This is a genomic window from Chryseobacterium sp. W4I1, assembly GCF_030816115.1.
Taxonomy (GTDB): domain Bacteria; phylum Bacteroidota; class Bacteroidia; order Flavobacteriales; family Weeksellaceae; genus Chryseobacterium.
Window position 1 is genome coordinate 3,690,956 of record NZ_JAUSXQ010000001.1, and the last position, 20,270, is coordinate 3,711,225.

At 37.5% G+C, this 20,270-nt stretch carries 20 protein-coding genes; 7 read left to right on the forward strand and 13 right to left on the reverse strand.

Translation table 11 applies throughout. The features are described 5' to 3' along the window. The first annotated feature begins 134 nt into the window (after positions 1–134). The 4 genes from QF044_RS17165 (at position 135) to QF044_RS17180 (ending at position 3,709) form a co-directional block, all read left to right on the forward strand. Positions 135–1,448 (forward strand): exopolysaccharide biosynthesis polyprenyl glycosylphosphotransferase, encoded by a 1,314-nt coding sequence (locus QF044_RS17165; protein WP_307272057.1) that lies wholly within the window; start codon positions 135–137, stop codon positions 1,446–1,448. A 95-nt stretch (positions 1,449–1,543) separates the two neighbouring features. After that, positions 1,544–2,296 carry an ABC transporter permease gene (locus QF044_RS17170; RefSeq protein WP_307269890.1) on the forward strand — a complete coding sequence of 251 codons (753 nt, stop codon included), beginning with the start codon at positions 1,544–1,546 and terminating at the stop codon, positions 2,294–2,296. After that, positions 2,296–3,111, forward strand: coding sequence for an ABC transporter ATP-binding protein (locus tag QF044_RS17175; protein ID WP_307269892.1), 816 nt, complete (start codon positions 2,296–2,298; stop codon positions 3,109–3,111). The genes QF044_RS17170 and QF044_RS17175 overlap by 1 nt, the downstream gene beginning before the upstream one ends. Continuing rightward, complete coding sequence (locus QF044_RS17180) at positions 3,095–3,709, forward strand: outer membrane beta-barrel protein (protein WP_307269895.1); 615 nt, start codon at positions 3,095–3,097, stop codon at positions 3,707–3,709. Before QF044_RS17175 ends, QF044_RS17180 begins: the two co-directional genes overlap by 17 nt. 35 nt (positions 3,710–3,744) lie before the next feature. On the opposite strand, the gene QF044_RS17185 is transcribed toward QF044_RS17180, so the two are convergent. Next, on the reverse strand, positions 3,745–4,056 hold the full coding sequence (locus tag QF044_RS17185; protein WP_307269897.1) for a hypothetical protein: 312 nt from the start codon (positions 4,054–4,056) through the stop codon (positions 3,745–3,747). Positions 4,057–4,142: 86 nt separating this feature from the next. Next, positions 4,143–4,949 (reverse strand): M48 family metallopeptidase, encoded by an 807-nt coding sequence (locus QF044_RS17190; protein ID WP_307269899.1) that lies wholly within the window; start codon positions 4,947–4,949, stop codon positions 4,143–4,145. A gap of 106 nt (positions 4,950–5,055) precedes the next feature. Here QF044_RS17190 and QF044_RS17195 point away from each other — a divergent pair, with 106 nt between their 5' ends. Further along, entirely contained in the window at positions 5,056–5,607 is a 552-nt protein-coding gene (locus tag QF044_RS17195; RefSeq protein WP_307269901.1) for a DUF4251 domain-containing protein, read from the forward strand. Here QF044_RS17195 and meaB read toward each other — a convergent pair. Continuing rightward, positions 5,604–6,593, reverse strand: coding sequence for a methylmalonyl Co-A mutase-associated GTPase MeaB (meaB, locus tag QF044_RS17200; protein WP_307269903.1), 990 nt, complete (start codon positions 6,591–6,593; stop codon positions 5,604–5,606). The two genes, QF044_RS17195 and meaB, sit on opposite strands and share 4 nt — an antisense overlap. A gap of 140 nt (positions 6,594–6,733) precedes the next feature. Here meaB and QF044_RS17205 point away from each other — a divergent pair, with 140 nt between their 5' ends. Beyond that, entirely contained in the window at positions 6,734–7,024 is a 291-nt protein-coding gene (locus QF044_RS17205; protein WP_307269906.1) for a cytochrome C, read from the forward strand. 21 nt (positions 7,025–7,045) lie between these two features. Continuing rightward, positions 7,046–7,333, forward strand: a complete 288-nt coding sequence (locus QF044_RS17210; protein WP_307269907.1) for a cytochrome C — start codon at positions 7,046–7,048, stop codon at positions 7,331–7,333. A gap of 115 nt (positions 7,334–7,448) precedes the next feature. Here QF044_RS17210 and QF044_RS17215 read toward each other — a convergent pair whose 3' ends face one another. The 10 genes from QF044_RS17215 to QF044_RS17260 all read right to left on the reverse strand — a co-directional run bounded on the left by QF044_RS17215 (position 7,449) and on the right by QF044_RS17260 (position 20,207). Next, positions 7,449–8,441: an enolase C-terminal domain-like protein gene (locus tag QF044_RS17215; protein ID WP_307269909.1), complete on the reverse strand. Its 993-nt coding sequence runs from the start codon at positions 8,439–8,441 to the stop codon at positions 7,449–7,451. Positions 8,442–8,528: 87 nt separating this feature from the next. After that, complete coding sequence (locus QF044_RS17220) at positions 8,529–9,026, reverse strand: hypothetical protein (RefSeq protein ID WP_307269912.1); 498 nt, start codon at positions 9,024–9,026, stop codon at positions 8,529–8,531. Then, on the reverse strand, positions 9,013–9,711 hold the full coding sequence (gene prfH, locus QF044_RS17225) for a peptide chain release factor H (protein ID WP_307269913.1): 699 nt from the start codon (positions 9,709–9,711) through the stop codon (positions 9,013–9,015). The genes QF044_RS17220 and prfH overlap by 14 nt, the downstream gene beginning before the upstream one ends. A 1-nt stretch (position 9,712) precedes the next feature. Continuing rightward, on the reverse strand, positions 9,713–10,264 hold the full coding sequence (locus QF044_RS17230; protein ID WP_307269916.1) for a hypothetical protein: 552 nt from the start codon (positions 10,262–10,264) through the stop codon (positions 9,713–9,715). Between the two features lie 81 nt (positions 10,265–10,345). Further along, on the reverse strand, positions 10,346–11,737 hold the full coding sequence (locus tag QF044_RS17235) for an RtcB family protein (protein WP_307269918.1): 1,392 nt from the start codon (positions 11,735–11,737) through the stop codon (positions 10,346–10,348). A 412-nt stretch (positions 11,738–12,149) separates the two neighbouring features. Next, a complete protein-coding gene (locus tag QF044_RS17240) occupies positions 12,150–12,650 on the reverse strand; it encodes a hypothetical protein (protein WP_307269920.1) in 501 nt (166 codons plus the stop codon). 57 nt (positions 12,651–12,707) lie between these two features. Beyond that, positions 12,708–14,825, reverse strand: a complete 2,118-nt coding sequence (gene scpA, locus QF044_RS17245) for a methylmalonyl-CoA mutase (protein WP_307269923.1) — start codon at positions 14,823–14,825, stop codon at positions 12,708–12,710. 138 nt (positions 14,826–14,963) lie between these two features. Continuing rightward, positions 14,964–17,564: a reprolysin-like metallopeptidase gene (locus QF044_RS17250; RefSeq protein ID WP_307269926.1), complete on the reverse strand. Its 2,601-nt coding sequence runs from the start codon at positions 17,562–17,564 to the stop codon at positions 14,964–14,966. Continuing rightward, the gene (locus QF044_RS17255) at positions 17,497–17,970 is read right to left on the reverse strand and encodes a hypothetical protein (protein ID WP_307269929.1); all 474 of its coding nucleotides are present in this window, start codon (positions 17,968–17,970) and stop codon (positions 17,497–17,499) included. Before QF044_RS17255 ends, QF044_RS17250 begins: the two co-directional genes overlap by 68 nt. 134 nt (positions 17,971–18,104) lie before the next feature. After that, entirely contained in the window at positions 18,105–20,207 is a 2,103-nt protein-coding gene (locus QF044_RS17260; RefSeq protein ID WP_373462659.1) for a prolyl oligopeptidase family protein, read from the reverse strand. Positions 20,208–20,270 lie beyond the last annotated feature (63 nt).

Below are 20,270 nucleotides of genomic sequence, written 5' to 3' on the forward strand. Positions count from 1 at the left end.
ATAATATTCATAGAATCCCGGAATATACCGCAAAAAATATGTACATTAGCTCTTAGTATCCGTTATAACACTGATAGATGCAGAGAATTCGATACTCTAGATACCTGAAATCGATTATTGTTTTGCTTGACCTCATGGTTATAGCATCTATCTTTATATTCTTTTTTATAAGCAGAAATGAGAGCTTGAGATATCATGAAGAAACCTGGTATCAGAATATATTTTCCCTGATATTGCTGTTTTTGTTCTGGATGCTGCTGAGTGGCAGAACAAAAATCTACAATATTCAGAGGAATCTTACCTATACTTTATTTCTGGAGCGTCTTTTAATTCATTTTCTGTTTTTCATACTGGGTGTTCTGCTGATTGGAAAAGTAAGTAAAAACGTATTCTTCAATTCTGACATTTACTGGCTCTCGTTTTATCTTTTTTTCTTTATTTTCCTGGCAAAATCGATAATTTATTTTACGATAAAATATTTCCGGTCACTCGGGATCAATTACAGGAATGTAATGTTTCTTGGAGAAACGAGCTCTACCGATATTTTGAAGAATATTTTTGAAAACAGAAAAGATTACGGATATAAAATATTTGACTACGAAAGCTCTGATATCAGCCCCGATCAATTGGTAGGTTTCTGGAAAAAAAACGGTATCCATACCTTATTTTTATCTACCGAAAATAGCTTCAGTGAAGGCGTAGAAACCGAGATCTTTAAGCTGGCCGAAGATAATAAGGTTCACGTCTCATTGATTCCAAGTATCACACAAAGTGATTTTTTTCTGTACGATTTAGGCTATATCCAGACACAGCCGATTCTCAGCCAGGCCAAATATCCTTTGGATTTTTATTCTAATTTTCTGGTGAAAAGGGTTTTCGATTTTATTTTTTCTATTTTTATATTGATTACGATCTGTTCATGGCTATTCCCGATCATTGCAGTTTTAATAAAAGCAACTTCTAAGGGGCCTGTTTTTTTTATTCAAAAGAGATACGGCTTTCATGAAGAAGTCTTTTCCTGTCTGAAATTCAGGACCATGGTTGTGAATGATCAATCTGCCACGAAAACAACAGAAGAAAATGATTCGAGAATTACAAAAGTCGGAAAATTCCTGAGAAAGACAAGTCTTGATGAGCTTCCCCAGTTTATTAATGTTCTGAAAGGAGAAATGTCTATCGTAGGACCTCGCCCACATATGCTTTCGGTTGATAATTATTATAAGCCAAAGATCGGAAGATACAGCCTGAGAAGTATGGTGTCTCCTGGTATTACTGGTCTTGCGCAGGTAAGTGGATTACGTGGAGATTACGGAGATGTAGAAGTTGAAATGAAAAAAAGGATCTTAGCAGATACATTCTATGTAAGAAACTGGAGTTTTGTGTTAGATCTGGTAATTATTTTAAAGACCGTTTTATTAGTGATCACTGGCGATAAAAACGCAAAATAAAGATTGAGGAATCATATTTGCTTCTAAGGTTAAATAAACCTCAGGGCTTATTGAGTCTTACCTTTAATTAAATAAAAAAAGTCTAATTTAGCAGCATGTTAAAAAAGTTTTTCACAGCAGTAGGAGAATACATTATCCTTCTAGGTAAATCCTTGCAAAAGCCCCAGAAAATGAGGGTTTTTTGGAAGCTGTTCATGAGAGAAATCAATGATCTTGGCGTCAATTCTTTTGGGCTTGTGATCTTCACTTCTATATTTGTGGGGGCGGTAGTCGCTATCCAGATGTTCAATAATTTTGATTCTTCCTCTTTTCCGATCCCGCCATCATTTGTGGGATATGCTACCAAGGCCGTTTTGGTTCTGGAATTTTCACCCACCATTATCAGTCTTATTCTAGCCGGTAAAGTAGGATCATATATTGCATCAAGTATTGGAACCATGCGAGTTTCCGAACAGATTGACGCATTAGATATCATGGGGGTTAATTCTCCCAATTTCCTTATACTTCCAAAAATTATCGCCTGTGTGATTTTCAATCCTATTCTTATTGCCATCAGTATTGTTTTCGGTATTGGCGGAGGGTATCTGGCCGGTATCCTGACGGGAAACTGGACTGAAAATGATTATATTGTAGGAATCCAGATGTATATGCCCAATCTATTTGTGTACTATGCATTCGTAAAAACTACGGTATTTGCCTTTATTATTGCCACAGTTCCTGCCTATTTCGGATATAATGTGAAAGGAGGATCGCTGGAAGTGGGTAGAGCGAGTACGCAGGCTGTAGTATGGACGATGGTATTTATTATCATTTCGGAATTAATTTTAACCCAATTAATATTAAGCTAATGATTGAGGTAAAGGATCTTAAGAAAAGTTTTGATGATGTTGAAGTACTTAAGGGAATTTCAACAACGTTCGATAAAGGAAAAGTAAACTTAATTATCGGACAGAGTGGTTCTGGAAAAACAGTTTTTCTTAAAAGCTTATTGAATGTTTATCCGCCTTCTTCAGGAGAAATTCTTTTTGACGGAAAGGATATCAATATAATGAACAGAGAAGAGAAACAGCATTTACGGGCTGAAATAGGAACTTTATTTCAGGGAAGTGCTTTGTTTGACTCTTTAACGGTGGAAGAAAATATTATGTTTCCACTGGATATGTTTACCAACCTGACTTTTAGAGAGAAAAAAAGAAGGGTTTTTGAGGTAATCGGAAGAGTGCATCTGGATAAGGCTAACAGAAAATTTCCTTCTGAGATTTCCGGAGGGATGCAGAAGCGTGTAGCCATCGCAAGAGCCATTGTAAACCACCCCAAATATTTGTTTTGTGACGAGCCCAATTCCGGGCTTGATCCCTATACTTCAAATGTTATTGATGATCTCCTTCTTGAGATTACCAAAGAATATAATACAACGACTATCATTAATACCCATGATATGAACTCTGTGATGACCATTGGTGAGAAGATTGTATACCTGAGATTAGGAATCAAAGAGTGGGAAGGTAATAAAGACGGACTCATCACTGCAGGCAATAAAAATCTTATTGACTTCGTTTATTCTTCAGAACTCTTTAAAGAACTGAGAGAATATTTACTTGAAAATAATAAAACGATTGAAAATACAATCCATAAAATAGATGATAATGAAAAAGGTACTTAGTATAGCATTAATCGGGTTTTCAATGTTTGCATCTGCACAGATTTCACTGGCAGGTAAGGCAAACTTAATATTTCCAACAGGTTCTCCTTCCTGGAAAAACATTAAAGGAACGGTAAATGACGCTATTGAGGGAACAGGAAAAAACAATGTAGGTTTCAATGCCGGGCTTTCATTAAAGGTTGGACTACCAGGTTCACTGTATGTAATGCCGGAATTATACTATACTCATTTCAAAAATGAGTTTACCACAGAAAATACTACTTTTGATGTGAAAAGCAACCGCCTTGATATGCCGGTTCTTTTAGGATATAACCTTCTTGGAAATATGCTTGGCGTTTTTGTTGGTCCTGTAGCCAGCTATAATCTTAGCAAAGACAATACATACAACGATTTCAAAGAAAACGTTAAAAACAATTTCACCGTCGGATACCAGTTTGGTGCTCAGCTTGAAATTAAAAAGCTGATCATCAATGCACGTTATGAAGGTTCATTCAGTAAAGACGAAAGGAACTTCATCAATAAAGTTTCGGGATCGGAGATCAGATATGATAACAGACCTAATCTTTTCCTAGTAGGTTTGGGCTATAAGTTTAAATAATTTGAAATAACAACTATAAAAAAACCCTCAATATCTTAGATTTGAGGGTTTTGATTTTGGCTGCGAAGTTCGGCTTCACGTTTGGCAAGTTCTGCCGCCTGTTTTTCCAGATCTTCCTTATCTTTCTGAAGTTGTTTGAATTCTTTTCTTTTCTCTTCAGCTTTCAGGGCACTTCCTTTACTCACATATCCTACCATTCCGCCAATAATAAGTCCTATTCCTACTCCGGCCATCACTCCCATCATATGTGAAATGGTAATTCCACCCACGGTAAAATCAGTGGTCAGATAAAAAAGCAATGCTGAAACGGCAAGCAATATAAGTCCGGTAATTGATAAACTTTTCATAAATATTGTGTTTAGTGGTTTACATTAAAAAAGCCTTACCCAATTTAGTGAAAAATTTAATAAGGCTTTAACAAGATTAAAATTCTTTATATTTTTCCACCTGCAGCTTTATAATATTCCAGAGCTTTTGGTAGGTCTTTATTAATATCTGAAATTCTGGTTTCCGGATTTGGGTGGGTAGAAAGGAACTCCGGTTGTCTTGCTCCTGAAGCAGCAGATTCCATCCTGTTCCAGAAAGGAATGGCTTCTCTTGGATCATATCCTGCCATAGACATCAGATACAGTCCCATTTCATCGGCTTCAGACTCCTGGCTTCTGCCGTATTTCAATAATGCTACCTGAGACCCAATAGGGTATACTTGTTGGAAAATACTAGCCCATTGTGAATTGGAAATTGTTCCTCCTAAAATAGAGCCGCCATACTGCGCTACCATGGCCTGAGAAATTCTTTCGTTACCATGTCCTGCTAAAGCGTGTGAAACTTCATGTCCCAAAACAACAGCAAGGCCATTGTCATTTTTTGTAACCGGAAGAATCCCTGTATATACAGCAACTTTTCCCCCAGGCATACACCATGCATTCAGTTCACTGCTCTGAATCAGATTAAATTCCCAGTTGTAGTTCGCAAGATCTGCAGATCTTCCGATGCTTTGATAATATCTCTCGGCTGCACTTTTTATTCTGCTTCCTACACTCACTACTCTTTTGGCATCTGCAGTTCCTGAGATAATTTTAGATTTAGACAATGTCGTCTTATATTCCTGAGAAGACATAGTCAGTATTTCCGAATTATTTGCAATCTGTAATGAAGATCTGCCTGTAATTGGATTGGTGGTACAAGCTGCGGTTGACAAAGCAACTGCTCCTATTCCTAATAGATGTGTAAATTTCATAGTTCGAGTGTTAATAATTCAACATTTACAATTTTTATTCCAAAATGGTTGAGAAGGGATATATTTGCATACATTTTGCTATTTAAATTTAACAATAATTACGGTTATGAAAAAGTATATTTCACTTATATTTATTTTTGGATTTCTTTTTTTCTTTCAGAGCTGCTCTTCACAAGCCTCATTAGATTCCAAAACAGTAGATGCATTGGTAGATTCTCAGGAATTTACATTTTATGCACAGCGCGCCAATCCTACTAATTATGATGTAATTAATGTCATGAACTCAATACCGAATTCTACATCAACCAGGATTTTGGATCTTAATGGTGATTATACAATTGCAATCGATAAAAACAATCTTGAGGTGGTACTTCCTTATTTCGGAAGAATATTCACTTCTACTTTCGGAGATAGAGATAAAAATAGCTACAGATTCACTTCAAAAGATTTCACTTTTAATAAATCACAGAATAAAAAGGGAAACTGGACGGTAAAAATTAAGCCTAATGACGTAACAAACGTTGATGAGATTATTATAGAAGTTTTTAAAAATGGTAAAGCATTTGTTTCTATGAGAAGTAATGACAGACAGCCGATCACCTATGACGGTTATGTTTCAAAGAATGAAGAAAAGCCGAAAGAGAAAGAAAAACTTTAATCTGAACCTTTAGATAAAAATTTTTCAACAAATAATTTTGCTTCAGTACTGGGATTAGAAACCATTTCCGAAGCATTTTTTTTGTGCTGAATATAAGCTTCTTCTACTGAACTGCTTTTTTTCATCATAGACAGGATGTACTCCTGCACCCAATATTCAAAACGCTTTTCTCCCTGCTGGATACGTACTTCCTGAAAACGCCCGGTTTTCTTTTTTAAGCTGATGAATTCATCAATTTTACTAAAAACCTCATCCAGACCTTCATTGTAAAGAGCAGATCCCAGGAGTACAGGTATTTTCCAGCCCTTTTCTTTGGGTGGAATAAAATCCAATGCCCGTTTTAGTTCCAGTCTGGTATTTTTTGCTTTCTGCAGATTGTCTTTTTCTACTTTATTAATGAAGATAAGATCCACCATTTCCATAATTCCACGCTTAATTCCCTGCAGTTCATCTCCGCCACCAATAATCTTCAGAAATAGGAATACATCGGTGATGTCAGCTACCAGCACCTCAGACTGCCCTACTCCAACGGTTTCGATCAGAATATAATCATATCCGGCAGCTTCACAAATCATCATGGTTTCAAAAGTGGTATTGGCAACACCACCAAGAAATCCTGAACTGGGAGAAGGACGTATGAACGCATTTTCTTCTTTGGCAAGCTCTTCCATTCTTGTTTTATCACCTAAAATACTTCCTTTATTGATGGAAGAACTGGGATCAATAGCGAGAACTGCTACCTTTTTACCATTGGCAATAACCAGCCTTCCGAAGTTTTCAATAAAAGTAGATTTTCCAGCACCGGGAACTCCGGTGATCCCTACCCTGACTGAGTTTCCTGTAAAAGGCATTATTTTCTTCAGAAGTTCTTCTGCCTGAGCCCTGTGCTCAGCTTTTTTACTTTCAACTAATGTAATAGCTTTTGCGATCAGGCGTTTGTTGCCTGACCGTATTCCTTCGATTAGTTCTTCTGTAGAAAATTTCATTGATTCAAAAGTATAAAAATAACCTTCAAACTCCCATACAAACAGGTATTAATTTTATTTCTTCTAAATTAAAACTAGAGGACGTCTCGTCAACGGGAGACTGAAATTCTTACATTTGTTATAAATCAAAATTGAGAAATATGAAAAAAATATCTGCTGCTGCATTATTTACCTTTATTTTACTGGCTTCCTGTACTCCAAAGGTTTCTACAGCCGGTCCCATAGGCCCTGCCGTTTCTACTGCAGAACAAATGGCACAGGGAAAAACGATCTTTGAAAATGCATGCGGAAGATGTCATAAACTACCGGATCCTACATCTCATACTTCTGTACAGTGGGTGGGAATTATGAATTCGATGGCTCCCAAAGCGAAGCTTACGGACGAACAGCATCAATGGGTTTATGACTATATTGTTTCTGTTAAAAAATAACATCAACTCAAAAATAGGGATATGAAAAAAGTAATTTTAAGTATGATCGCAGGTGCTGCATTCATGGTTTCATGCGGACCGAAGAGTGTGGCTGTAACAGGACCAAAATATACAACAGCTGAAAAACTAACTCAAGGTAAAACTGTTTTTGAAAACTCATGTTCAAGATGCCACAAGCTTCCAGATCCAGCAAAGCATGACGACCAGGGATGGATTAAAACTTTAAGCAGAATGGCTCCGAAAGCTAAACTAAGTGATGAACAGCATCAGATGGTGTATGATTATCTGATCTCTGTGAATAAGAAGTAGACGAGTTTCTGGATTAGAGGGTTTTAGCGTTTGAGAGTCTGAGTGTATTAGCTTGCAACGTTCGTGACTTATAAATCATAACTTGCTAGCATCTTTTCTGCTCAGGAAGCTATTTTCATTTTAAATTTATTCCTAAGCCGGGATTTCCGGACAGGATCACTTTGCCGTTTTCTACGAAATTTCCGGTGGCATAATCATTGGAGATGAGGTTGGCTCCGTCCAGGTCCGCAAAATCAACAAGTCCTGCCAGTTCACAGGCTGCAGAGATTCCAACAGTAGATTCTGTCATGCAGCCGATCATGATTTTATAACCTAATATTTTTGCTTTCCTGATCATTTCCAAAGCCGGAGTAAGGCCACCACACTTCATCAGTTTGATATTGACGCTTTTATAATAAGGCAAAAGTTTTTCAAGTGACTCCAGGTTCTGGCAATCTTCATCCGCCATCCAATTGGCAAAACTTTCTTTACGGAGTATTTTGTAGTCTCCAGCCGGTCTTGGCTGTTCCAGATAGGAAAAGTAGTGAATGTCTTTATTTTCCTGCAACCACAGACAGTCATTATCCGTAAAGCTCGCGTTGGAATCCAGGGCGATATTCCGCTTTAAATGCAAAAGTTTTTCAATGCTATCTTTATGCAGTCCTTTACATTTTACTTTGAACCTGTTCCAGCCGCTTTTCTCTATTTTCCTTATTTGTTCATCAATACTTCCTATGGAAATAGTTATGGAGCTTTCTGCCAGATACTCAGAATGAATGTCATTTAACTCGATAAAGCTTTTATTTTCCAGCTTTCCAAACAGATCCCAATAAGCACAGTCTAAAGCAGAAATAAGAAACGGATGCAGATCCAAATCTGAAAGGAAGCGGAAAAATTCTGTCGGATGAGTTATTTTCTGCTTTTGAAGTAACGGTCGGATTTGTTTTAATTTAATCATAAAACGCTGCAGATCGATCTGATAATAGTCTATAGCAACACATTCACCAAAACCTTTACAGTTCAGATAAGATAATTCTATTAACATAGCCTCCCTTCTATCATAATTCCCATAAGCGATGGAGAAGGTTTCTTTTAATTGAAGTGTTTTTAGTTCAAAGTGCAGTTCCATCTATTAAAGCTACAAAAAAAGGACCTTAAAAAGATCCTTATGTATTGATTCAGCTATAATGATAGCTTTTGTTTAAAGTATAGAGACTTATTTTTTCTTTTTTGGCTTTTCCATTTTACTTTTAACGAATTTGATTCTGCTTTTCAAATAATCAGCCATAGCTTGATTGTAGCTATACTTTTTTGCCTCCTTCAAAGGTTCCAAAGCTTCTTTAAATTCACATCTGATCTCAAAAAGGAGTGATTTCTGGATTAATATCCTGGCTTTGTCTATCCCTTTGATCTTTAAAGCATAGCTTATCAGTTTTTCAGCTTCATCCAGATCTTCATTATCCAACAAACATTTAATATAATATGGTGGTGTATTGAGATTAGTCACATTGCACTGCATAGCTTCTTCAAAATAGTCTTTAGCTTTTTCATAATCGGTAAGCATCTCGCTGTATATTCTTCCCATCAGACATAAACTGTCTGCATCTTCAGGGTCATAAGACAAAGCATAATTCAATGCTTCCAGACAATCCGGAAGGCTATATGGATAATTGTCCAGTGCTTCAAAATAATATTTACTTTTAGTTAAGGTCATGTCTTTCGTCTTTTAATTCTTTTTTCAGGGTATTTCTCTGCTTTTTAAACGATTTATCCTGATGATTCTTTTTAAAATCTGTTCCGGAAAATGTACGGACCGGATTTCCTCTCTGCACCTGCAGGTGATTGTTCCAGGTGTCCTGCATTCTTTTTTCAAGCTGTTTAATATAGATGCCGGTGACTTTTTCTTTTAGCCGCATAATGGCCAGTTTTTTATTCTCCAATTGCGATCGGGAATCCTGTGCAAAAACACTTTCTCCAGTGGGCATATGAACTGCCCGAACAGCCGTATTTACTTTATTCACATTCTGTCCGCCGCTTCCCTGGCTTCTTGTGGTCTGAAACTGAATATCTTTTTCATTGAAATCGATTTTATCCAATTCTTCCAGCTCGAAGACACCAATAAACCAGTTGCTCCTTTTATGAAGTTTTCTGAATGTGCTTTTCCCTGTCCAACAAATGCTTCCTAACCATGTTTTTAAAAATATATTTAATTCTTTTGCTTTTAAAAGGATGGTCACAGATTTTAAGGTAAGATTTTCATCACCATTCTCCCGGTGAATAATCTCGTACCCTATTTTATTATTTTTGACTTCCTCAAGGAAGACCTTCAGTACTTTAGCAGTAACCCACTGGCATTCTAAATGCCCTCTTCCCGAGGTAATCTGTATGAGTTTTTCCATTTTAATTTAATTTAGGTATTTCACTTAATTGTGGATGACCAACAGGGTCGATCCCTATCCGCAGTAATTCTTTAGCAGCCATTACTGCCCAGCATTTGTCGCTGGAATGGATGTTTCTGTAAAACGTCAGTAAAACATCTGGCTTAACCATTGTAAAACCATCAATTTGAATAGTTTCAAGATCATTCCTTTCAAAAAAGTCAATAGTAATCCTATGAGACTTTCCGTTGTCCAACTCCATTGTTTTTTCATACCTGCGGAAATTTTCGTCACTCTGCAGATGATCATAACGGGTCCAGACTTTCTGAAACCCTTCTTTCTGGAGGATTATGACAGTTTCCGCCGCGTTTTCTTTCTTTACAAAAACATCGATATCCTTATGGTCATGAGCATGCTTGTATTCTGTATGTCCTTTTTCTGACATAAAATGCCAGGCCCAACCACCTGATATGATGACTTTATCTTTTAATTTATTTAAAATTTCAAGTCCGTGGCGGATTTTAAATTCCGGCCAGACTTCTCCGTATCTTTTTATATTATGAGGTGCTCCCATTTTTTGTTTTTTTTTTACAGTTACCAGTTTCCGGTCGCCAGTTGTTATTTCAACTGAAAACTGAAAACCTGCAACTAAAATTTATTTATCCATTCTCACAATTCTGGGTTGGAATGTTCCAAGGATATCCACTAAATCACTCTGTGCATTCATGACTTCATGAATGTCTTTGTAAGCCATTGGTGCTTCTTCTGTATTACCACCTATTAAAGTGACTTTCTTCAGCTTGAGTTCTTTTTTGATATCATTCTGAGTGAAAAGACTTCTGCATTCACCTCTTGAATGCGCTCTTCCTGCTCCATGGGACGCTGAATTTAAGGCATCCGGATTACCCTTTCCACGAACGATAAAACCTTTTGCCGTCATGGATCCGGGAATCATTCCCAGTTCATTTTCATGAGCTGGTGTAGCCCCTTTTCTATGGACAATCACTTCTTTTCCGTTGTGAATTTCTTTCCAAGCAAAATTGTGATGATTTTCGATTCTCGCCCTGACTCTTCCTCCAACAGCTTTTACAAGCCTTCTGTGAATATCATCGTGACAGGCAGAGGCATAATCTCCGGCAAGGTTCATTGCGGTCCAGTATTCCAAGCCGAGATGAGTACTCAGATCCAGCCATGCAAACTGCTGCGCTTCTTTTGGTAAAGGACATTGATCCGCTGCTGCTCTTGAATAATATTGGGCAATCTCTGCTCCCAATCCTCTGGATCCGCTGTGAGAAAGGATTCCCAGGTATTTTCCTTTGGGCAATCCAACCTGATCTTCCTCTTCTGTGATCTCTACTTCCCCAAATTCTACGAAATGATTTCCGCCACCAGAGGAGCCCATCTGCCTGATGGCTTTTCCTTTTAATCTTCTCAAAATCGGGATCATATCGAACGTATCTCTTTCAAAAATCTCATGATCTATATGAGATTTATGCGTTTCGTACATCCCGAATTTGGTGTGTTCTGCAAGGGCTTTTTCATATTTGTCTCTTGCTCCGTCAAGATATGAAACGGGGATATCCAAAATACTAAGGCTCATTCTACAGCCTATATCCATCCCTACTCCGTAAGGAATTACGGCATTTTCTACAGCCAGAACTCCGCCTATCGGAAGTCCATAACCGCTGTGTGCATCAGGCATTAAGGCTCCCTGCATTGAAATCGGCAGTTTTAAGGCTGTATACAGCTGGTTTTTTGCTTCTTCAGAGATGTTGTTTCCAAAGATCTGGAATGAAGCACGTTGGCTATTGAGCATTCTTTTTTCTGTTTTTCTGGATGAAAGCAGAGATTCTGCAATCTGCCCGAAAGTCAAATCTTTTTCAAAGTTCTCCGGATTGAGGAGGATATCTTTTAAAATAGATTTTACGTGATGTATATTCTTTGTCGCAAAATTTCTTTTCATGACCTCCAAAGCCACGTTGACGCTTTGATTATTCGGATATCCTATTTTTAATATATCTTTTCCTTTTAATTTTAAATTTCCCATTGTTTTTATTTTAAACATGACATGTCAGTCACAGGATCAATTTTTGATCTGTGCATGTCTTTTTTTATCAACTAAAATAATAGTTGAGCTATTTGTAATAATGAACACGTTGATTCATAAAGATTCAATGATTGTGTCCTTTTTGATATTGAAAAAATTCCGGGGAAACTGGAGTTTACATATTGCGCAATAAAAAACCCGAAATCTTTACGACTTCGGGTTTTGATATTTCGTTATACTATTATTCTAAGAATGTACCAAACCACGAAGCCTTACCACCATAAGTGGTACTCCAGCTGAAGAATTTTGATTCGTTTTGAACATTGCTTCGTTGTTTTTTAATTGGTTAAACTTGATTTTCAGATGCAAATATATTAATTTTTCTGAATATCGCAAATTTTTATTGAAAAGATCAGTCTTTTGATCCTAAGCTATCCATGTCATCATCCATTCCTTTAACTTCATTGGGATGATAAACTCTTTCTGATCCAAGGAAATAAATATTGTGCCTTGCTTTGGCGATGATTCCGTTGTACTCTTGTTCTGTCATGCCATCAGGAATTGTATCCCGTGTTTCTGACGGTCTGCGATAAACTTCCAGCGCCCCATTTTCATTTAAAATGGTTTTTGCTGCTTTAGCCCGCTCCAGATCATCTGCATAGACAATTACATTGCTTCTTCCTATGCTGTGCTTGCGATAAGCATCCAGCATTTCGGCATCGTGGGCAAAAACATAATCAAAAAATCCTTTTGTCTGTTCGTCATCCTGATAATGATCAGGTGATAATCCGCTTTCTACTCTGGACTTTGAAATAATGATATTTGCTTCGTCAAAGCCATTTTCTTTTAAATCTTTTTTAATTTCCTCTGTATCTACAGTCACCGGAAATACTGAAACTACTGTATAAGCCATAATGAAATTTTTCACTTAAACTATACAAAAGCTGTGCAATTTATTCTATAAGAAATGTTAATTTAAAAACTTTTCTAAGATTTCCACGGCACATTTAGGAAGATTGGTTCCGGGGCCAAAAATAAAATCTGCTCCATTAGCATAAAGGAATTCATAGTCCTGCTGCGGGATAACGCCTCCTACCACAATGGTTACGTCATCAGCTCCCAATTTCTTCAATTCTTCCACAACCTGTGGAACGAGGGTTTTATGTCCTGCAGCCAGAGAGGATACTCCCAGAATGTGTATATCATTCTCCACTGCCTGTTTGGCTACTTCTTCCGGAGTCTGGAACAAAGGTGCCACATCGACATCAAATCCCATATCCGCAAATGCAGTAGCCACTACTTTGGCCCCTCTGTCGTGTCCATCCTGACCCATTTTGGCCACCATAATTCTTGGGCGACGTCCTTCTGCTTCTTCAAATTTTTGGGTAAGATGAAGTGCTTTTTCAAAATATTCGTTTTTACCGGCATTCATAGCATATACTCCAGAGATTGTTCTGATATTGGCTTTGTATCTCCCAAAGGTTTCTTCCATGGCATCGCTCATTTCACCGAGTGTTACTCTTCTTCTTGCGGCTTCTATGCATAATGCCAGAAGGTTTCCTTTTCCTGTTTTTGCACTTTCACGGATCTCGTTCAGGATCTGGGTAACGGCTTCAGGATTTCTTTCTGCTTTTATTTTTTCAAGTCTTTCAATCTGCTTTCTGCGGACCTCTGTATTATCAATATCAAGAATTTCAATCCCATCTTGTTTTAAGCTTGTTCTGAATGAATTTACTCCAATGATAAATTCTTCACCGCTATCGATTTTTGCCTGTTTTTTAGCCGCCGCCTCTTCAATTCTCATTTTTGGAATTCCGGCTTCAATAGCTTTTGTCATTCCGCCTTCTTGTTCTACCTCATCGATGTATTTCATTGCTTCTTCTATCATCTGTTGGGTAAGACTTTCTACAAGATTACTTCCTCCCATAGGGTCTACAACATCACAGATCCCACTTTCCTGCTGAAGGATAATCTGGGTATTTCTTGCAATTTTCGCAGAATAATCGGTAGGAAGTGCAATAGCCTCATCCAATGCATTGGTATGCAGGGACTGGGTTCCGCCTAAAGCAGAAGAAAGGGCTTCAATGGCTGTTCTCGTAATATTATTGAATGGTTCCTGCTCTGTAAGCGACCATCCTGAAGTTTGGGAGTGGGTTCTTAAAGCTAAAGATTTTGCATTCTGTGGATTGAATTGCTTTAAAAGAGTAGCCCAAATGTATCTTGCAGCACGCATTTTTGCTATTTCCATGAAATGATTCATTCCGATGGCCCAGAAAAATGAGAGCCTTGGAGCAAAATCATCTACATTCATTCCTGCTTTAATCCCTGTTCGTACATATTCAAGACCGTCTGCAAGGGTATAAGCCATTTCCAATACGGGAGTGGCACCAGCTTCCTGCATGTGGTATCCTGAGATTGAAATGGAGTTGAATTTAGGGATATTCTGCGCAGTATATTCAAAGATATCTGCGATAATTTTCATAGAAGGAGCTGGCGGATAAATATAGGTGTTTCTTACCATAAACTCTTTCAGGATATCATTCTGAATAGTCCCTGAAAGGAGTTCCTGCTTTACTCCCTGCTCTTCAGCAGCCACAATATAAAAAGACAAAATTGGAAGTACGGCTCCATTCATGGTCATGGATACCGAGATCTGATCTAACGGAATTTCGTTGAAAAGAATCTTCATATCTTCAACGGAATCGATGGCTACACCAGCCTTACCTACGTCACCAACAACTCTTGTGTGGTCGGAATCATATCCTCTGTGTGTAGCGAGGTCAAAAGCTACGGATAGCCCTTTTTGTCCTGCCGCGAGATTTCTTCTGTAAAATGCATTGGATTCTTCTGCGGTAGAGAAACCTGCGTATTGTCTTACCGTCCATGGTTTCTGTACATACATGGTGGAATACGGGCCTCTAAGGTAGGGTGCAATTCCTGGAGAAGTCTGTGTTAAAGATTCATCTTTAACATCTTTTGGGGTGTAAGATGATTTTAATTCTAGTCCGTCTTTTTCAAAATTATAGATCTCTCTTTGTTGAGGTTCTACAGTAAAATCCGGATTTTTCACAGAAATTGTCTTTCGCATTCCAATAATTTTTGTCTGCGTAAAGTTAATTTTTTTGAGTGAAACATGAAACTTATGTTAACATTCAGTTTTTCTGGATTTTAACCCATAAAAAAGACCGGACAAATGCCCGGTCTTATGTATAGATATACTTATTTCTTATTTTTTGATAAGTTTAGTATTGTATGTGTTTTTATCATCTTTAATGGTGATTATATACATACCTTTAGCTAAACCAGCTACGTTAATGATCTGATCATTAAGATCTCCGCTTTGAACTAATCTTCCATCAGCACTATAAATCTTATAGTCTGCTTTTCCTTTGATATTTCTAACTCCAACGAAGGTATCGGCAGGGTTCGGATAAATTTCAACCTCAGATTTAGTATTTTTCACTTCATTTACTGCAAGCGCTGTATCAGCAATCTTTACTGTAAAATCCATCACACTACCTGCTCCCCCAGCTAAAGGTCCACAAGCATTAGTCTGAGCTGAAGAATAGCTAGTAGCAATTCTCATTCTCAAAGTTTTACCACCTGTAACCGCTGTTGTAGGAACTGTAAAGTTACCTGTTGTATTTCCTATTCCAATACCGTTACTTACCTGGCTATAATTAACAGATGCACTTGTGAAGACTTTTTCTGTAGTTTCAAAAGTTCCGTTTCTATTATAATCAATCCATACATTATATCTCATTCCCGCACTTTGAGTATATAAACCAAAAATAGTGATCGGATATGAAGTTCCTTTTACCAAGTTAATGATATTTCCTGCATTCTCACTTACATCCTTATAAGATCTTATATTGGTATCAATATAGTTTATGTTTGAAACCTGAACTCTTGCAATATTTCCTACCCCGTTGTAAGGAGTATTTAAAATACAATAATCTATTCCTGTTTTTAAGCCATTTGTTTTAAATGTATAATTACCTGAGAAGCTTCCAGGTACACTATTAACAACAGCTGCAACTTGTACTTCATAATCAGTCTCATCCTCAAGACCACTTAATAGTACTGAATTTACTGCACTTGTAGCGTTAGACCAAGTTGAAGTCCCAACTTTTCTGTAGTTGATTGAATAAGTAGCACCAGGCACACTGTTCCAGCCTACTCTAGCAGAAGTTTTCAATACATCTATATCTATTGTAGAAACTCCTGTAGGAGCTATTGAAGTAGAGGTAGGAGCATTTCCTATAGTAACCGCAGGAGATACTGCATAGAATACATTTCCTATAGCAGATATTCTTAATTTAATCTGTCCGGTTAAACTACCTGGCATTTGCACAGCATAACTTCCTGTGTTAGGAGTAGATGCCACCAATTCAGTCCAAGTTGCACCATTAAGAAGGTCAGTTGTATATTCTATTTTTACATTAGCAACATTATAAGGTGCAGCAGTTGTGTTGGCTACATCCCATTGTATGGTGTTTATTGCATCTTTATATAATACCGCTGAAGATGTAAGTCCATTAAATTTAAATGGTCCGTCATTTCCAACAGTAACAGTGGTTTCACTGGAAGAAAGCATTGGTCTTTGTGCATTTGCATCTCTTACTGCTACTGCATAATGTAATGTTCTTGGAATATAGGAGACTGTTTCCCACGTAACAGGTGTTTTATCCGTTAATTTTCCAGCCAGAACAGCTTTTAAAGTAGGGAAATATCTCCTTCCACTTGCTGTTCCCGGGTATGATCTTCCTAAAGCTCCCTGGCTATTATATCCCCAACCACTGTCTCCAGAAATAGTAGCAGCATTATTCACACTGTCATACTGCTCCCAGGTATAAGTAAGAGGATCATTCTGTGCATCTGTAGCAGATGCATCCAGATAATAAGCTGTTCCCTTAGGAATATTATAAGCAGTAAGAGGGCTAATTGTAGGAGGAGTATTTACTGTAATGTCCTGTGAAACCCCACACGTTGTTTTACCCTCTACATTTGTAAGTATTTGATTAATGGAAGAATAATGAAAATATGCATCAGAGTTCATCTGTAAATTATCTCCTGTAATCCCTGCATATCCCATAATTGTAGTTCCTCCACCTGGTTCTACATTAACTCCTGAATTTTCGGTACTGTTTGAAAATGTATGATTTCCTCCTAATTGATGCCCCATCTCGTGAGCAACATAATCTATATCAAAAGTATCTCCACTAGGATTTCCGTTAGAAGGGGAAGTAAATCCAGAGCCTTTACCTTCTGGTACAGCCGTAGTAGGGTCTACACATATACAACCAATACATCCTGCATTTCCACCACCACCAGAGGCACCAAACAAGTGACCAATGTCATAAGCAGCGTTGCCTACTTGGGCAGTTAAATCGCCTTGAAGCTCCAAATTCCAAGCTCCACCTGATCCTGCATCTGCATCAGAATATGGATCCGAAGCAGCATTTGTATAAATAATACCTGGTATATCCTGAACCAATAATTTTATTCCGAAATCTTTTTCGAAAACACCGTTTACACGGTTCATTGTATTATTAATTTGAGTAAGCGCACCAGCAGGGGTACCTCCAAAAAATTGAGTATACTCACCTGTAACAGCTAAAGCTAATCTGTAAGTTCTGTATTTTGCATTTGCTGGTCTGCTGGTAATTCCAACATTAGAAAGGTTTTTTTTTCCGTTTTCTAATAACGATTGGATACCCTTTATATCTTTTTCGCTAGTTCCGCATTCAAATCCCTGCTCACTTTGAGTTCTTTTTTGTTTTATAAAAAACTCCGTAAGTCTTTTTATCTGTAGTAATAGGCTCAATAAACTGGAATACCCCATTTTTAATGATCATAGACTGCATCTCTGTAGGAGATGTACTGAACCTTAAATATTTAGATGGATCATCTATACCAACTCCTACATATGAACCTAGTTCATATCTGTCTGCAACAGATTTTTCCATTACCGGATCACTGTATACTGCAAATTTCTCAATTTTTCCTTCTGCTGTTGGAAGAGAAATAGTAACTGCTTTGGCACCTTTTCCTGTTTCTACAGCATCTTTTAGCATACTCCTAAGTGATACAAGATCTAGGTTGTAAGAGTATTTAACTTCAACTTCTTTTCTGATTTGAGATGTTTTCTGCGAAGCAGGTTCCCATCTCTGTGCGTTGAAGCTGGCAACACCTGCTGTCAATGCACAAACTAGTAAAATTCTTTTTTTCATAATAATCTACAAGAATAGAATTAATAATTTTAAATATCCATAGCAAAAATAACAATTTATTGCATAGCAGCATCAAAAAAAGCGGCTAATTTGATTAAAATTAGCCGCTTTGGTTATTTTTTTGTTACTACTAACTATTTACTTATTCCCATTTCATATAAAGCAAATGATATAAGATCTGCATTTTCGCTGATCACCTGCTCAGTTGCTCTTCCAGCTCCATGACCGGCATTTTTCTCAATCCTCAACAAAATAGGGTTTTTACAATCCTGCTTTTCTTGAAGTTCTGCACCGAATTTGAAGGAGTGTGCAGGAACTACTCTGTCATCATGGTCACTGGTAATAATCATTGTGGAAGGATAGCAAGTCCCTTTTTTTACGTTATGTACAGGAGAATAGGATTTTAGATATTCAAACATTTCTTTGCTGTCTTCTGCTGTTCCGTAGTCGTATGACCAACCAGCTCCGGCAGTAAATTTATTGTATCTCAACATATCCAGAACACCAACACCCGGAAATGCTACTCTTGCAAGATCAGGACGCATGGTCATGGTTGCCCCCACAAGAAGTCCTCCGTTTGACCTTCCGGATAATGCCATATATTCTTTTGAAGTATATCCTTTCTTTTGAAGATATTCCCCAGCTGCAATGAAGTCTTCAAAAACATTTCTCTTCTGCGTTTTGGTTCCTGCATCGTGCCATTTTTTACCATATTCACCGCCACCACGGATATTAGGCACTGCATAGATGCCTCCGTTTTCCATCCAGATGGCATTCACTACTGAGAATGAAGGCTGAAGGCTGATATTGAAACCTCCGTAAGAATACAGGATCGTAGGATTTTTACCATTAAGTTTAGTTCCTTTTTTATAATTGATCATCATCGGAATTTTGGTTCCGTCTTTTGAGGTATAGAATACTTGTTCGGAAACATAATCTTCGGGACTGAATTTTACTTTCGGTTTCTGATAAACTTCTGATTTCCCTGAATCTGCATTAAATTTATAGGTAGTGCCCGGAGTAATATAGTTGCTGAAAGAGTAGTAAAGCTCTTTTTCCTCTTCTTTTCCTCCTAAACCTCCAATATTTCCTTTTCCTGGAAGTGCAATTTCTCTCACTAATTTCCCTGTCTTATCAAACTGTTTTACCTGATCAATGGCATCGATCATGTAGGTTGCAAAGAAATATCCGCCGCCTGAAGAAATCCCTAAAACATTTTCTGTTTGTGGAATAACATCTTTCCAGGTGTCTGGAGAAGGATTGGTGATGCTTGTTTTTACGAGACGCATATTGGGTGCATCTTTATCTGTGAAGATAAACAGATCATCACCCTGTGTATCTACAATACTGACATTAATATCAAATCCTTTATTGATCTGTACAAAATCACCCCCTTTCTTCAGATCCTTGATGTACAATTCATTTCCGTTGGTTGCATTGGCAGCAGAAATGATCAGGTACCTTTGATCTTCTGAAACACCGGCACCAAGATATCTTCTAGGTGTTTTATCACCACCGAAGATCAATTGATCCGCAGATTGTTTTGTTCCTAATTTATGGAAATAAACTTTATGCTTATCGGTCATTCCGGAAAGCACAGTTCCTTCTTTCGGCTTATCATAGCTTGAATAGTAGAACCCTTCATCACCCTGCCATGAAATTCCGCTGAACTTTACGTCTAGTAATGTTTCATCGATCTGTTTCTTGCTAATAGCATCAATGACGATGATCTTATTCCAGTCACTACCGCCTTCTGAAATAGAATAGGCCGCCAGATTTCCTTTTTTGTTAAATGAAAGATTGGAAAGTGAAGTAGTTCCTTTATCAGAAAACTTATTAGGATCTAAGAATATTTCTGTTGCTTTCGTTTTATTGTTAGTTCTGTATAAGATAGACTGCGCCTGAAGGCCGTCATTTTTATAATAATAGGTAAAATCTCCTTCTTTGAAAGGGGCTGAAATTTTCTCATAATTCCAGATATCTCTCAGCTGATTCTTGATCTTGTCTCTGAAAGGAATTTTTGAAAGATAGTTCTGGCTGTAAGCTACTTCATCATCTACCCATTTTTTTGTAGCTTCAGAATCATTTTCCAGATCTCTGTAAGGGTCTGAAACAGCGGTCCCGAAATAAGTATCTGTCTGGCTTCCTTTTAATGCTTTAGGATAATTCATTTTTTGAGAATAAAAAGTTGCTGAAAACAAAACTCCAGCAGTTAATAAGATAGGTTTGAAATTCATAATGAAGGATTTTCTCAAAAATACGCAAAGTATGTGACATAAAAAAAGCCCTGGTACCAGAGC